The following is a 13,182-nucleotide window of genomic DNA, read 5'->3' on the forward strand; positions in this document are numbered from 1 at the left end:
ATCCTCCCTTCCCGAAAACCCCTAAACTGTCTCAAGAGCGCTGACGGCAGACAGTCGGCGGCGACGATGCCGATACCGGTCAGCGCCAGGTCGCGCCGGCGCGCCACGCCTTCCAGAGGGCGCAGAGAGCGGCCTGCGACATCCTCGAAATGCTGGATGATCAGCAAGGATTCGCTGATGGCGATGCCGTCGTCCGTGACCAGCGTCGGCGCCTTGATCAGCGGGTTGATCGCCCGGAATTCCTCCATATGCCGGAAGACCGAGACCGAGCGATGCTCGAACGGCACCTCCAGCAAGGTTCCCGTGATCGCCGCGCGGCGGACATAGGGGCTATCCAGCATTCCGACGAGCAGCATCGCGACCTCCGTTTCAACGCGGCGGCAGAGTGCCGAACCGTCACGGCAAAGCCACGCGAATTCGCGTGATGCGCTAGATCACGCCGCTTGATGCGCGGGGCTAGCGACGGGCGTGAGCTGTTCGCTCAACGGTTCATCGAGCTTGAGGCCCCGACTATGCGCCTCCATCTGGCAGGGGTCCCAATAGGGCGTGCCGCCGAAACGTTCGACCAGGAGGTCGATCAGCACCCGGACCTTGCCGGGCACATAGGCGCCGGGCGGGCGCACGACATAGAGCGCGCGCGTCGGCATCGGGTAGTCCAGCAGGATCGGCACGACCGCGCCGGAACGGATCGCATCCGAAGCGATGAAGGTCGGCAGCACGGTCAGCCCCAGCCCCGCCACGGCCCAGGACAGCAGCGTGTCGCCGCTGTCCGAATGCATGCGCCCGGGCGGCCGCACCGTGATCCAGCGCTTGCCTGTGCGGAACACCCAGTCCTGATCGTTGGTGCCGCTATAGAGCAGGCAATCATGGTCGTTGAGATCGGCAGGGATCGCCGGGCGCCCGCGCCGCTCGAGATAGGCGGGGCTGCCGACGACCGTGGCATGGACCGGCGCGATCTTCCGGGCGATCAGGCTGGAATCCTTGAGCGAGCCGATGCGGATTGCGGCGTCGAAGCGCTCGCCGATCAGGTCGACATAGCGGTCGCTCGCCTGCACGTCGATTTCGAGACGGGGATAGAGCTGCGCGAGCTCGCCAAGCAATGGCGCCACATGCTTGTTGCCGAAGGTCATCGGCATGGCGAGCCGCAACCGCCCGGCAACGCCGCCGGCCCGCTGCGCCACCGCCTCCCGCGCCTCCTCGAGCTCCGCCAGGATGCGCTCGCTGCGCGCCTTGAACTCGAGCCCGGCCTCGGTCGCGGCGACGCCGCGTGTCGTGCGGCTGAGCAGGCGCGTGCCGAGTTCTTCCTCGAGCCGGCTCACCCGTCGGCTGACGATCGATTTCGCCAGACCGAGCGTCTCCGCCGCCCGGCCGAAACCGCCCGCCTCGACCACGGCGATGAAGCTCCGGATATCGTCGAGCTCTGCCATCGGCGTTCCTCCCGCAGCAACAGTCTGGTTCTGATTATGAGGGTTCTGATGCGGGAAGTGAACCGCTACCTCTTCCCCATCGAAGTTCAATCCTGTTTTCGCCGGCAGGATTTTCGGTCTGGGTTTGGAAACCCACCCGTCACATTGACCTGCCGGGCGACGCGCATTCACGGACGAGGAAGCCATGCTCGACAAACTCAAGAAGCGCCGCACGCAATACGCTCTCGGCAAGGCGCTGCCGCTATCCCAAGCTCAGGTGGACGGCCTGATCCGCGAAGCGATCCGCCTTTCGCCTTCCAGCTTCAACTCGCAGAGCTCCCGCGCGGTCATCCTGTTCGGCAAGGAGAGCGACAAGTTCTGGAACATCACCAAGGAGGCACTTCGGGCTGTGGTCCCAGCGGCCGATTTCGAACCGACGGCCAAGAAGATCGACAGCTTCGCGAGCGGCGCCGGAACCGTGTTGTTCTACGAGGATCAGGAGCCGGTACAGGCACTCCAGACCAATTTCCCGCTCTATGCACACAATTTCCCGATCTGGTCCGAGCATTCGACCGGCATGGCGCAACTGGCTGTGTGGACCGCTCTGGCCGATGCCGGGATCGGCGCCAGCCTTCAGCACTACCACCCGCTCGTCGACGCGGAAGCCGGCAAGGCATGGAGCATTCCGGCATCCTGGAAGCTCACCGCCCAGATGCCGTTCGGCTCCAACGAGGCCGGCTTCTCGGACAAGACCTTCATCGACGACGAAGTCCGCTTCCGCACCCATAGCTGACCGAGACAAGTAAGCGCTCGGCGTGAGGCTTCTGAGACGACGCCTGAGTCACCTTCCAACGAAAAGCCCCACATCGGGAAACCGATGCGGGGCTTTTTTATGCCTGCGTGGAAAGCGGCTTACGCCGTCTCACCCACAGCCTGGAGATACAGGTCGAGGATCGCTTCCTCTTCCTTACGCTCGTCGAGATCGCGCTTGCGCAGCGCCACGACCTTGCGCAGCACCTTGACGTCGTAGCCGTTGCCCTTGGCCTCGGCATAGACCTCCTTGATGTCGTCGGCGATCGTCTTCTTCTCTTCCTCGAGCCGCTCGATGCGCTCAACGATGCTCTTAAGCTGGTCGCCAGCTACCGGATCGTCCATCTGATAACCTTCCCGGGTACGAAATTGGCCGGCAGCGTTCGCCCGGATGGGGGGCACACGTCAAGACCGAACTGGCCGGAGCCCGGCCGCCCATCAACAGTCCTGACGCCGCACGGCTGAATGCCCGGCCTCGCCGGCCGCTGAATCGTCGCAAAAAGTATGACTAGATTACCAGACGGCAGATGACGCCGGGCCCAAGCCACCCTACAACGATGACAGGGAGAGCGCCGCAGGGCGGCCAAGACCAGGGGAGCGGCGTGCCGCAATCTGAAATCGCCACGATGCGCGCCACCGCCCGCGCCATCTTCGACGCCGCCGTCGCCCGCGCCCATCCCGCCGGCTGCCTCCCTCGGTACCTGCCCGCGCCGCCCGCCGACGGGCGCCTGATCCTGCTCGCCGCCGGCAAAGCCGCCGGCAGCATGACCGCGCTGGCCGAGGCGCATTATCTCGACCAGGGTTTTCCGCCCGAACGTCTCCTCGGCCATGCCGTCGCCCGCCACGGTTACACCGCGCCGACCCGGCACATCCCGATGGTCGCGGCCGGCCATCCCGTGCCTGACCAGGGCAGCATCGACAGCGCCGAGCGAGCGCTGGCGCTCGCAGCCTCCGCCACAGCGAACGACCTCGTGCTCGTCCTCCTCTCGGGCGGCGGCTCGGCCAATTGGGTCGCGCCGGCCGGCGGGCTTGCGTTGGCCGAGAAACAGGCGGTCAACAAGGCGCTGCTGCGTTCCGGCGCGCCGATCGGCGAGATGAACATCGTCCGCAAGCGGCTCTCGCGGATCAAGGGCGGCAGGTTGGCACTGGTCGCCGCCCCGGCGCGATTGCTGACGCTCGCGATCTCCGACGTGCCCGGCGACGACCCGACCGCGATCGCCTCCGGCCCGACTGTAGCCGACCCCAGCACGACGGAAGAGGCCCGCGCCATCGTCGCGTGCTATGGCCTCGACCTGCCGCCGGCGGCTCGCGCCCTGCTGGACGATCCAGCAAACGAGACGCCGAAGCCCGGTCACCCCGCCTTCGCCAATACTGAATATCGGATCATCGCCCGTCCCGCCGACGCGCTGGCGGCGGCGCGCGCCGCGGCGGAAGCCGCGGGCTATGCCGTGCACGATCTCGGCGCCGATCTCGAAGGCGAGGCGCGCGAGGTGGCCGCCGCCCATGCGGATCTCGCCAGGCGCCTGAAGCGCGAAGGCAAGCGCGCCGCCATCCTCTCCGGCGGCGAACTCACCGTGACCCTGCGCGGCTCCGGCCGTGGCGGCCCCAATCAGGAATATGCGCTGGCGCTCGCCATCACGCTTGCCGGTGAACCAGGGGTTGTCGCGCTCGCAGGCGATACCGACGGCACCGATGGGGGCGGCGGAGAGGCCACCGATCCAGCCGGCGCCCTGGTCGATCCCCAGACTTTGGCTCGCGCCGCCGAGATCGGCCTTGATCCTGCCCGATCCCTCGCCGACAACGATTCGACCGGCTTCTTCGAAGCGCTCGGCGATTTGCTGCAGCCGGGACCGACGCTGACCAATGTCAACGATTGCCGCGTGATCCTGATCGAACCGTGAGAATGCCGGGCTCTACTCGAACGGTCCTCCCCCTCGCCTTTTGCGCGGCAGCCTTCCTCGGAAGCGTGGCGCCGGCGAAGGCGGATTTGCGCATGTGCAACACCACCTCAAGCCGCATCGGGGTCTCGATCGGCTATCGCGACGCGCAGGGCTGGATCACCGAGGGCTGGTGGAACATCAGCCCGCGCGGCTGCGAGACGCTTCTGCGCGGCACGCTGGCAGCGCGATTCTACTACGTCCACGCCGTCGATTACGACAAAGGCGGCGAATGGACCGGCAAATCGGTCATGTGCGTGCGCAACAAGGAATTCACGATCCGGGGCATCGAGGATTGCCTGGCACGCGGCTATGACCGCGCCGGCTTCTTCGAGGTCGATACCGGCGAGCAGAAGAGCTGGACGATCCAGCTCACCGATACCACCGGCGGCGGCGCGCCGCGGCCCTGACCCGCTTACGCCGTGCGAGGATCTCGGCATAAGGTGGATCACCGACGCAGGGTCAGCCGGCCCTGCGGACAAGAACCGGAAGCGAGACCCCGGCGATGGGCCAAAGCTCGCTCCATGACGAATGAAAGGGTGCGGCCGGAGCCAAACAGGCTTGCGGATCGCAGGGGAAGAACGATGAAGCGCGAACGCCGGATCAAGATCATCGCCACTTTGGGTCCCGCCTCCTCGACCGAGGAGATGTGCGCGAAACTGTTCGAAGCCGGCGTCGACGTCTTCCGCATCAATATGAGCCATACCCAGCGCGAGACGCTTTCCGAGAAGGTCGCGATGCTGCGCGGCCTGGAAGGCAAGTTCCGCCGCCCGGTCGGGATCCTCGCCGACCTGCAGGGCCCGAAGCTGCGCGTCGGCCAGTTCGGCGGCGACGGCGGCGTCATGCTGGAAAAGGGCGCGCGATTTACGCTCGATTCCGACCCTGCGCCGGGCGATGCCAAGCGCGTCCACCTCCCTCATCCCGAAATCCTGAGTGCCCTAGAGCCGGGCCACCACCTCATCCTCGACGACGGTAAGCTGCGCCTCGTGGTCGAGAAGGCTTCACCCGAGCAGGCGGTGACCAAGGTTCTGGTCGGCGGACGCCTGTCCTCGCGCAAGGGCGTGAGTCTCCCGCACACCACCATCGCCGTCTCCGCCATGACCGAGAAGGACCGCGCCGATGCCGAGGTCGCGGCCGAGGTCGGCGTCGACTGGATTGCACTGTCCTTCGTGCAGCGCCCCGAGGATATGGCCGAGCTGCGCAAGATCGTCCGTGGCCGGGCGCTGGCCCTCGCCAAGATCGAAAAGCCACAAGCGGTCCTGCGGATGGAGGAGATTATCGACGCCTCCGACGCGATCATGGTGGCGCGTGGCGATCTCGGCGTCGAGATGCCTCTGGAACAGGTGCCGGGCACGCAGAAGCGCCTGACCCGCATGGCCCGCCTCAAGGGCAAGCCGGTCGTGGTCGCGACCCAGATGCTGGAGAGCATGATCACGAGCCCGGTGCCGACACGCGCCGAGGTCTCCGACGTCGCCACCGCCGTGTTCGAGGGTGCGGATGCCGTGATGCTCTCGGCCGAGAGCGCGGCCGGCCAATACCCGGTCGAGGCGGTGGCGATGATGAACCGCATCGCCGAGGAGGTCGAAAACGACGCAATCTATCGCTCGATCCTCGAATCGCAGCGCAACGAACCGGAGGCGACCGGCGCCGACGCCATCGCCAAGGCCGCTCACGAGATCTCCGAGACCCTGAACCTCAAGGCGATCTGCGCTTGGACGTCCTCGGGCTCGACCGCCTTCCGCATCGCACGCGAGCGGCCGAACGCGACGGTGATCGCACTGACGCCCAACCGTGCCACGGCGCGACGCCTGACCCTGGTCTGGGGCGTGCACGCGATCGTCACCAAGGATGCCAGCGACGCCGACGACATGGCCTTCCGCGCCTGCAAATTCGCAGTGCGCGAGCACTACGCCAAGCTCGGCGATCGAGTCATCGTGGTGGCAGGCGTGCCCTTCGGAACGCCCGGCGCGACCAACATGGTCCGCATCGCCTTCATCGCCCAGGAGCATGTCGAGAAGGCGTGAAACCGGAACGTCATTCTCGGGCGGAGCATAGCGCAAACCCGAGAATGACGTTCAGGAGAAGTCCCATTCAGGAGCGAGTGCTCTTCCGGCATGGGATATTCGGGTCAAACTCGAGCATGACGAATGGGATTTCGGGCGCTCAGGCGTCCCGCCCGTCGACCTCGATCTTCAGCGAATCGACAGCCTTCTTCACCGCATCGAACTGCGGATAAATCTCCAGCGCCTTGCGGAAGGCCGTCATCGCGGCCTTGTCGTCACCCTGCTGGCGCAGGATCATGCCCAGCCCCATCATCGCGCCGTAATGGCGCGGCTCCCGCTTCAGCGTCTCGCCGATATCGAGCATGGAGCGGATCGAATCGCCCGCCAGATAGAGCGCGTTGGCACGCTGGTTCCAGGCCTCCGCCCAGTCCGGCTGCAGGCTGATGACACGGTCGAGGAGCTCGATTGCAAGCTCGTTCTGCTTGTCCTTCAGCGCCTGCTGGGCGCGGGTCATCAGCAGGTCCGCCGTATCGGAGCCCGAGCGGGCCCAGCGCCGCTGGATCAATCGCGCGACGCCTTCGGCCTCTTCCTGCGTGGTGGCATCGTGCAGGCGCTGGAACAGCCGCTCCAGCGTCGCCGCCGGGCTGCGCTGCGCTGCATTGGGGGCGACGGGATTATCCGCCTTGTCATCGGGGGCGACAGTGCCCGGCCGTGACGGCGGCGCGGGCTGGGCCAGCGCCCCGCCCACGGCAAGCTGGCCGGCGGAGGCCAGCAGCAACGCGAAGGCGGCGGGCGCGATGCGGGAGCGGATCATGCGCGCAACTCTAGCCGGCATCATCGCTCCGTCAAATCACAGCCGGGCGAGCGCGCAACGCAAAGAGCGGGCACGCCATCGGCGTCCCGCTCTTCAAAATCCCAACCGAGACATTCGCGCGGCGGAAGCCACGCGAAGGCTCAGCCCTGACGCGCCTTGAAGCGCTTCTGGACCTTGTTGATGATATAGACGCGGCCCTTGCGGCGCACGAGCTGGTTGTCGCGATGGCGCGCACGCAGCGACTTCAGCGAATTACGGATCTTCATCGTCTCAACTCCATCGGCCCGCCCGTGTGAGATGGGCCGGTCAAAAACCTTCAGCCTGCGACGCGGACCTCAACGATCCTCCCCGCCCATGCAATGGTGCGACTGATGCGATGCCGGCTGTATACGGATTTTTCCGTGGATCGCAAGTGCGATCGCGCTCCCGCCCGCAGGAAATCCGCTTTCCCTCCCTTGGAACCTGGACGACAGAATGGCGTTTGGACATTCGCCCACACGGAGACCATCCATGCGCCTGCCCCTTCTCACCTCGCTCTTCGCCGTCACGCTGATGCTCGGCGCCTGCGGCAACACTGTTGAACAGCGCATTGGCGGTGCCGCCGTCGGCGCCGGTACCGGCGCAGTGGTAGCGGGCCCCGTAGGCGCGGTCGTGGGCGGCGCAGCCGGTGCCGTCTCCGGCCCCTCCGTCGTGCGCGCAACGCGCAACGCGACGCGCTGAGCGGTATCGCCTGCGTGCCGTGGGCCGGCGTTCATGCGCTTCCCCACGGACGCCCCTCGCCGCATGACCGACATACAAACGAATGACGACACCTGGCCGGCACGGCCATCCGAGCTGGCCAGCGCCAACCGGTCAGAACCCGTCTGGAGACCGATCACAACAATTCCATGACTTCGCGATTTTGAGGGTTGCCAAGACGAAACGGACCGGCTATCTCCCCCGTCATCAGGCCGGACGCAACGCGTCATGACGCTCTGAGACGCGCCCGTAGCTCAGCTGGATAGAGCATCAGACTACGAATCTGAGGGTCAGAGGTTCGAATCCTTTCGGGCGCGCCATTACTTAGCTCTTTCCAGAGAGCCCGGTTTACAGCTTCAAATTCACGCTTGGTTCTGGGATTTCCGCTTAGCGCGGATGTCGATGACGTTGCCCATCTTCGGTTGACCGTTGTCGGCAAGGCCGCGGCGTTCCGCTTGCTCGCGGCAGACCTTCGCCTCCTCGGCGGCGTACCTAATCAGGACCACGATCTCGGCATCGCCGGCACCTGCGGTCGCCGGTTTGGCGCCGCGGGCGCAGCGCAGGGCGCGCAGGGTGAACCCGACGCGTCAGAAGCGGAAGCTGGCGCAACGCCCGGAAGCGCCCCTCTGGAACGCGGTAATGGCATGACAGAAAGCAAAGCGCGCGTCCTCACGCCTCTGTGAACATGTGATGCGGCAGGGGCGGGAATAAACCCACCGCTCCCCCGGTCTCCTCAGCATCTGCCACTGGCGGCAACGCAGGAGATCGACATGCACCACCCCAGTAATGATGATGAGCGCATCGACCGTCGGCACGCCCTCGAATGCATGATCTGGGCGGGTACCGGCGTGCTTTGGACGGTTTCAAGTGGTGTGCCGGTATCGCTCGGCCTCCTCGGTGAGGCCAACGCAGCTGAGACGGCGACAGGTTTCACGTTCCTGCAGATCTCGGACAGCCATATCGGTTTCGACAAGGCAGCTAACCCGCACGCCATCGACACCTTGAAGGAAGCCATCGCGAAGGTTCGGGCCTTGCCCGAAAAGCCCTCCTTCATGATCCACACCGGGGACATCACCCATCTGTCCACGGCAGCGCAATTCGACACTGCCGCGCAGATCATCGGCGGCGCTCGATTCGACGTGCACTATGTGCCCGGAGAGCACGACATCATCGACGAGAACAATGGGCGCGCCTATCTCGATCGCTACGGCGCGGGCACCAAAGGTGCCGGCTGGTACTCTTTCGACCAGAACGGCGTGCATTTCATCGGCCTGGTCAATGTCGTCAATCTCAAGGCCGGCGGCCTCGGCAATCTCGGGGCAGATCAGCTCGCCTGGCTGGCCGACGACCTCAAGGCTGTCAGCGCCTCGACGCCAATCGTCGTCTTTGCCCATATTCCGCTTTGGGCGATCTACCCGGAATGGGGCTGGGGCACCGACGATGCGGCGCAGGCGCTCGCGCTGCTCAAGCGCTTCGGCTCGGTCACCGTACTCAACGGCCATATCCACCAGATCATGCAGAAGGTGGAGGGCAACGTCACCTTCCACACCGCCCTTTCGACCGCCTTCCCGCAGCCCGCACCCGGTACCGCGCCTTCGCCGGGACCGATGACCGTACCGGCCGGCCAGCTGCGCTCGCTTCTCGGCATCACCCAGATCGCCGTGAAGCGAGGCAAGGAGGAGCTCGCGATCATCGACAGCACGCTTTCTGGAACCTGAGCCACGCGGCGCATAGAAGGATGCCTGCCATGATCCGCATCAACCTCAGCCCTCGCTGGCTTGCCTCCGCCCTCGTCTGCCTCGGCATCATCGTCATGGCACAGGCCCCTCTCGGGGCCGCGGATACCGCGCGCGTCAAGATCGACAACTTCACCTTTGCCCCCAAGGTGCTCACCGTGAAGGCGGGGACGACCGTGACATTCGAGAATGACGACGACATTCCCCATGTTGTCGTGGCGAATGACGGATCGTTTCGGTCCAAAGCGCTCGACACCGGGGATTCATATGTCTTCACCTTCACGAAATCGGGTGATTTTCCCTATTTCTGCGCGCTTCATCCGCATATGCAGGGTACCATCACCGTCACTCCGTGAGATGCGTCGTGCCCGGAGAAGCGGATGATGTCGCGGTGTTGACCGGTAAGGTCTCGGCGGAACGCTTCAGCGAGGTGGTTCTCCCCCATCTCTCCGATGCCCTGGCGCTCGCCCGCTGGTTGACGGGCAATGCCGATGACGCCGAGGACGTGGTGCAGGAGGCGTGCCTGAAGGCGCATAAGGGACTGGCAACCTATGCGGGCGGCAATGCGCGCGCCTGGCTGCTGACGATCGTCCGCAACGCCTCCTATGCCTGGCTCGCGCGAAACCACCCACGCCGCATCGTCGCCGTCGGCGACCTGGCCGATCTCGACGCGTTCGCCGCCAAGGCCGACACGGATGCCGGCACGCCGGAGGCGGCCTTGATTGCCAAGGCGGACGCGGCCGCGCTCGAAAGCGCGATCACGCGACTGCCGCACCCGTTTCGCGAGGTTCTCGTGCTCAGGGATGTCAATGGCCTCGGCTACCGGGAGATCGCAGCGATGCTCCATGTGCCGCTAGGCACCGTGATGTCGCGGCTGTCGCGGGCGCGAGGGCTGCTGATGGCTGAACTCGGGGGTACCCGATGAGAGAAAGCATGGAATTGCCATCGGACCCGGCCGATCTCCAGTTGCTGCTTCATGCCCTGGTCGATGGCGAACTCGATGCCGCCACGACCTTGGCTTTGGAACGGCGACTGGCGGATGATCCGTCGCTCGCGGCCGAGCACGCTCGCATCGCCGCCTTGCAAGCCGCCGTTCGCAGCCTGCCTCGCCCCGAACTCAGCGACGCCTTTCAGGCTCGCATCGTTGCACTGGGCATCGGCCCTCGCGAAGCACCGCCGGCTCGTCCCCGCTTCAGCTCGTCCCTCTGGCGCGCGATGGCGGCCTCGATCCTCGTCACCGCGGTCCTGGCGAGCGGGCTGACCCAATGGACGATGACACGCAACACACCGGACAGCTTCGCCGCCGCCGTCGCCAGCAGCCATCGCCGCAGCCTGCTCGCCACAAGTCCGGTCGATGTCGCCTCGTCGGATCGGCACACGGTCAAGCCCTGGCTCGACGCCCGCATCGGCCTGTCGCCCGCAGCGCCCGACCTCGCGAAGGACGGCTTTGCGCTCCTGGGCGGCCGTGTCGAGGTGATCGCGGACAAGCCGATTCCGGCTCTCGTCTACAAGCACCGCGAGCATCTGATCACCCTCGTGGCCACACCACAGGACGGCGGAACCGCCTCGAAACCGACTGTAGCCGAGCGTTCCGCCGGCGGTTTTTCCCTGGTCCGCTGGACCGACGGCGCATTCGCTTATTGGGCGATCTCGGACACGGATCGCGCCACGCTCGAAGATTTCGTCAGCCGCTTCCGGGAAGCTGCCGCGGCGGGATGAGTTCGATCCTCAGGGTTGCCTGAAAGGTGCGCGGAAATCGTCGCAGCCACCAGCGAATCTTCCCCCAAATTATGTCGTATCGCCACTTCTTTGGAGATTACCAAAGGACAGCGAAATTCGGCTAGCGCCTTGTTGTATTGGGACAATCGCATTTCCGAATACCGGCATCGGCTTTGCGCGGCATAGCGAAAACCAATCCCTTCCGGGGCGACAGGCCCTGAAAGGGTTACATTGTTATGGCTGCAATCTCGGACCTTACTCGAACCCTTCATCGCCTGCCGCTCCCTCAGCACAAACAGGGAAGATGACATGTCGACCGACCGCTGCCGCGTGCTGATGATCTATCCTCGGTTCAACCCGAATTCCTTCTGGAATTACAAGGCGACCTGCGAATTGGCCGGAGCACGCCATCCCGCAGCGCCGCTCGGCTTGATCACCGTGGCCGCGCTGCTTCCTGAATCCTGGGAGATCCGGCTCGTCGATCTGAATGCGGAAGAGTTGGACGAGCAGAATTTCGCCTGGGCGGATCTCGTCATGACCGGGGGCATGCTGCCGCAGCAGGACGGAACGCTCGCGGTAATCGCGCAGTGTCGCTCGAAAGGGAAGCCGGTCGTGGTCGGCGGCCCCGACGCGACGTCGACGCCCGAGATCTACGAAGCCGCAGATTTTCTGGTGTTGGGCGAAGCCGAGGAGATCATGGCTGACTTCGTCGAGGCCTGGCAGGCCGGGACGAGGAGCGGCGTCTTCCGTTCAGAGATGGGCAAGACCGATGTCACCAAGAGTCCGACGCCGCGTTTCGACCTCCTGATATTCGCGCATTACCTGCATGTCGGCGTCCAGTTTTCACGTGGTTGTCCGTTCAATTGCGAATTTTGCGACATTATCGAGCTCTATGGCCGCGTGCCACGCACCAAGACGAATGCGCAGATTTTGACGGAGCTGGAGACCCTCTACACGCTCGGATATCGCGGCCACGTCGATTTCGTCGACGACAACCTCATCGGCAACAAGAAGGCGCTCAAGCAGTTCCTGCCCGCCCTCACGCACTGGATCAGGGAGAAGGACTTTCCCTTCGAATTCTCGACCGAGGCCTCGATCAACCTCGCCGATGACGCCGCCCTGATGCAGGCGATGAGCCAGGCCAATTTCTTCACGATCTTCGTCGGGATCGAGAGCCCGGATACCGACACGCTGATCTCGACGCAGAAGAAGCAGAACACGTGCCGCAGCCTTCAGGAGAGCGTCCACCGGATCTACAGGGCCGGTCTGTTCGTGAATGCCGGCTTCATTCTGGGCTTCGACAGCGAGAAGGGCAGTGTTGCGCGCGGCATGATCGACTGCATCGAGGATACGGCGATCCCGGTTTGCATGGTCGGCCTTCTCTATGCGCTGCCCAACACCCAGTTGACACGGCGCCTGGACCGGGAGGGCCGCCTGTCCGTTCCCAGCGACGCCGATCATACGCAAGGCCTGGGCGATCAGTGCACGGCCGGCCTCAACTTCATGACCAGCCGCCCACGCCGCGCCATCCTTGAGGATTACCGAGCGGTGCTGGATGCGGTCTACGCCCCTCGCGCATTCTTCGGTCGTGTTCGACGGGTCGGCCGCATGCTCGATTGCAGCAATCGCCGACTGGAACTGCCGAAACCGATGGAATGGCAGGAATTGCAATCGTCCTGGCGCCTGATCTGGCGCATGTCGCTGGCGAAAGGAGGCGTGCGCCGCGAGTTCTGGAAGACGGTGGTCGACTGCCTCGCACATAACCGCCAGGCACTGCCCTATGTGATGATGATGGTGGCGCTCTATCTCCATCTCGGGCCGTTTTCCCGGCATGTCGTTGCCCAGGTTCAGAGGCAGATCGACAATCTGCCCAAGGCTTCGCCGGCCCTGCGCCCCGTGGGCGCCATGCCAAGAACGGCAGCAGCCGGCTGAGTGCACGCGACGCTGCAACTGGCCGCGCAGCGTGTTGAGCAGAAGCGGCTCGATGAGCCGCCATTCCACTGCCCTCAGCAGGTGGCG

The 13,182-nt window shown here is 65.1% G+C and carries 16 protein-coding genes and 1 tRNA gene; 12 read left to right on the forward strand and 5 right to left on the reverse strand.

Annotated features, from left to right (window positions below; translation table 11 throughout):
- Both Q0Q36_RS07510 and Q0Q36_RS07515 read right to left on the reverse strand, forming a co-directional pair.
- Positions 1–356 (reverse strand): glutathione S-transferase N-terminal domain-containing protein (locus Q0Q36_RS07510; RefSeq protein ID WP_293796913.1); only part of this gene is annotated, 356 nt, incomplete at its 3' end.
- 78 nt (positions 357–434) lie between these two features.
- The gene (locus Q0Q36_RS07515) at positions 435–1,427 is read right to left on the reverse strand and encodes a LysR family transcriptional regulator (RefSeq protein WP_293796915.1); all 993 of its coding nucleotides are present in this window, start codon (positions 1,425–1,427) and stop codon (positions 435–437) included.
- 184 nt (positions 1,428–1,611) lie between these two features.
- Here Q0Q36_RS07515 and Q0Q36_RS07520 point away from each other — a divergent pair, with 184 nt between their 5' ends.
- On the forward strand, positions 1,612–2,199 hold the full coding sequence (locus Q0Q36_RS07520; protein ID WP_293796917.1) for a nitroreductase family protein: 588 nt from the start codon (positions 1,612–1,614) through the stop codon (positions 2,197–2,199).
- A gap of 119 nt (positions 2,200–2,318) precedes the next feature.
- Here Q0Q36_RS07520 and Q0Q36_RS07525 read toward each other — a convergent pair whose 3' ends face one another.
- Positions 2,319–2,561, reverse strand: coding sequence for a DUF2312 domain-containing protein (locus Q0Q36_RS07525; RefSeq protein ID WP_199092121.1), 243 nt, complete (start codon positions 2,559–2,561; stop codon positions 2,319–2,321).
- Positions 2,562–2,842: 281 nt separating this feature from the next.
- Between Q0Q36_RS07525 and Q0Q36_RS07530 the strand changes: the two genes are divergently transcribed.
- From Q0Q36_RS07530 to pyk, 3 genes are all read left to right on the forward strand, one after another.
- Positions 2,843–4,117, forward strand: a complete 1,275-nt coding sequence (locus Q0Q36_RS07530) for a glycerate kinase (protein ID WP_293797126.1) — start codon at positions 2,843–2,845, stop codon at positions 4,115–4,117.
- Between the two features lie 2 nt (positions 4,118–4,119).
- Positions 4,120–4,563, forward strand: a complete 444-nt coding sequence (locus tag Q0Q36_RS07535) for a DUF1036 domain-containing protein (protein ID WP_293796920.1) — start codon at positions 4,120–4,122, stop codon at positions 4,561–4,563.
- 174 nt (positions 4,564–4,737) lie between these two features.
- Positions 4,738–6,177 (forward strand): pyruvate kinase, encoded by a 1,440-nt coding sequence (gene pyk / locus Q0Q36_RS07540; protein WP_293796921.1) that lies wholly within the window; start codon positions 4,738–4,740, stop codon positions 6,175–6,177.
- A gap of 139 nt (positions 6,178–6,316) precedes the next feature.
- Here pyk and Q0Q36_RS07545 read toward each other — a convergent pair whose 3' ends face one another.
- A complete protein-coding gene (locus tag Q0Q36_RS07545; RefSeq protein WP_293796922.1) occupies positions 6,317–6,970 on the reverse strand; it encodes a tetratricopeptide repeat protein in 654 nt (217 codons plus the stop codon).
- A gap of 140 nt (positions 6,971–7,110) precedes the next feature.
- Positions 7,111–7,236, reverse strand: a complete 126-nt coding sequence (ykgO, locus tag Q0Q36_RS07550) for a type B 50S ribosomal protein L36 (RefSeq protein ID WP_038363015.1) — start codon at positions 7,234–7,236, stop codon at positions 7,111–7,113.
- A 244-nt stretch (positions 7,237–7,480) separates the two neighbouring features.
- Here ykgO and Q0Q36_RS07555 point away from each other — a divergent pair, with 244 nt between their 5' ends.
- The 8 genes from Q0Q36_RS07555 to Q0Q36_RS07590 all read left to right on the forward strand — a co-directional run bounded on the left by Q0Q36_RS07555 (position 7,481) and on the right by Q0Q36_RS07590 (position 13,095).
- Positions 7,481–7,690, forward strand: a complete 210-nt coding sequence (locus Q0Q36_RS07555) for a hypothetical protein (RefSeq protein ID WP_265056541.1) — start codon at positions 7,481–7,483, stop codon at positions 7,688–7,690.
- Between the two features lie 261 nt (positions 7,691–7,951).
- Positions 7,952–8,028 (forward strand) — tRNA-Arg (locus tag Q0Q36_RS07560).
- A gap of 48 nt (positions 8,029–8,076) precedes the next feature.
- Positions 8,077–8,391 carry a hypothetical protein gene (locus Q0Q36_RS07565; protein ID WP_293796944.1) on the forward strand — a complete coding sequence of 105 codons (315 nt, stop codon included), beginning with the start codon at positions 8,077–8,079 and terminating at the stop codon, positions 8,389–8,391.
- Positions 8,392–8,478: 87 nt separating this feature from the next.
- Positions 8,479–9,426: a metallophosphoesterase gene (locus Q0Q36_RS07570; RefSeq protein ID WP_293796945.1), complete on the forward strand. Its 948-nt coding sequence runs from the start codon at positions 8,479–8,481 to the stop codon at positions 9,424–9,426.
- 95 nt (positions 9,427–9,521) lie between these two features.
- Positions 9,522–9,800, forward strand: a complete 279-nt coding sequence (locus Q0Q36_RS07575) for a cupredoxin family copper-binding protein (protein ID WP_293797127.1) — start codon at positions 9,522–9,524, stop codon at positions 9,798–9,800.
- Positions 9,801–9,808: 8 nt separating this feature from the next.
- Positions 9,809–10,369, forward strand: a complete 561-nt coding sequence (locus Q0Q36_RS07580) for a sigma-70 family RNA polymerase sigma factor (RefSeq protein ID WP_293796947.1) — start codon at positions 9,809–9,811, stop codon at positions 10,367–10,369.
- Between the two features lie 8 nt (positions 10,370–10,377).
- The gene (locus tag Q0Q36_RS07585) at positions 10,378–11,163 is read left to right on the forward strand and encodes an anti-sigma factor (RefSeq protein WP_293796949.1); all 786 of its coding nucleotides are present in this window, start codon (positions 10,378–10,380) and stop codon (positions 11,161–11,163) included.
- A 309-nt stretch (positions 11,164–11,472) separates the two neighbouring features.
- The gene (locus Q0Q36_RS07590) at positions 11,473–13,095 is read left to right on the forward strand and encodes a B12-binding domain-containing radical SAM protein (RefSeq protein WP_293796951.1); all 1,623 of its coding nucleotides are present in this window, start codon (positions 11,473–11,475) and stop codon (positions 13,093–13,095) included.
- Positions 13,096–13,182 lie beyond the last annotated feature (87 nt).

The organism is uncultured Allobosea sp. (assembly GCF_945957345.1).
GTDB lineage: Bacteria > Pseudomonadota > Alphaproteobacteria > Rhizobiales > Beijerinckiaceae > Allobosea.

Coding starts and splice junctions, on each gene's coding strand:
- Q0Q36_RS07575 (WP_293797127.1), top strand. CDS start 9,522: ATGGCACAGGCCCCTCTCGGGGCCGCGGATACCGCGCGCGTCAAGATC.
- Q0Q36_RS07525 (WP_199092121.1), bottom strand. CDS start 2,561: ATGGACGATCCGGTAGCTGGCGACCAGCTTAAGAGCATCGTTGAGCGC.
- Q0Q36_RS07585 (WP_293796949.1), top strand. CDS start 10,378: ATGGAATTGCCATCGGACCCGGCCGATCTCCAGTTGCTGCTTCATGCC.
- Q0Q36_RS07515 (WP_293796915.1), bottom strand. CDS start 1,427: ATGGCAGAGCTCGACGATATCCGGAGCTTCATCGCCGTGGTCGAGGCG.
- pyk (WP_293796921.1), top strand. CDS start 4,738: ATGAAGCGCGAACGCCGGATCAAGATCATCGCCACTTTGGGTCCCGCC.
- Q0Q36_RS07530 (WP_293797126.1), top strand. CDS start 2,843: ATGCGCGCCACCGCCCGCGCCATCTTCGACGCCGCCGTCGCCCGCGCC.
- Q0Q36_RS07535 (WP_293796920.1), top strand. CDS start 4,120: ATGCCGGGCTCTACTCGAACGGTCCTCCCCCTCGCCTTTTGCGCGGCA.
- Q0Q36_RS07570 (WP_293796945.1), top strand. CDS start 8,479: ATGCACCACCCCAGTAATGATGATGAGCGCATCGACCGTCGGCACGCC.
- Q0Q36_RS07520 (WP_293796917.1), top strand. CDS start 1,612: ATGCTCGACAAACTCAAGAAGCGCCGCACGCAATACGCTCTCGGCAAG.
- Q0Q36_RS07545 (WP_293796922.1), bottom strand. CDS start 6,970: ATGATCCGCTCCCGCATCGCGCCCGCCGCCTTCGCGTTGCTGCTGGCC.
- Q0Q36_RS07555 (WP_265056541.1), top strand. CDS start 7,481: ATGCGCCTGCCCCTTCTCACCTCGCTCTTCGCCGTCACGCTGATGCTC.
- ykgO (WP_038363015.1), bottom strand. CDS start 7,236: ATGAAGATCCGTAATTCGCTGAAGTCGCTGCGTGCGCGCCATCGCGAC.
- Q0Q36_RS07590 (WP_293796951.1), top strand. CDS start 11,473: ATGTCGACCGACCGCTGCCGCGTGCTGATGATCTATCCTCGGTTCAAC.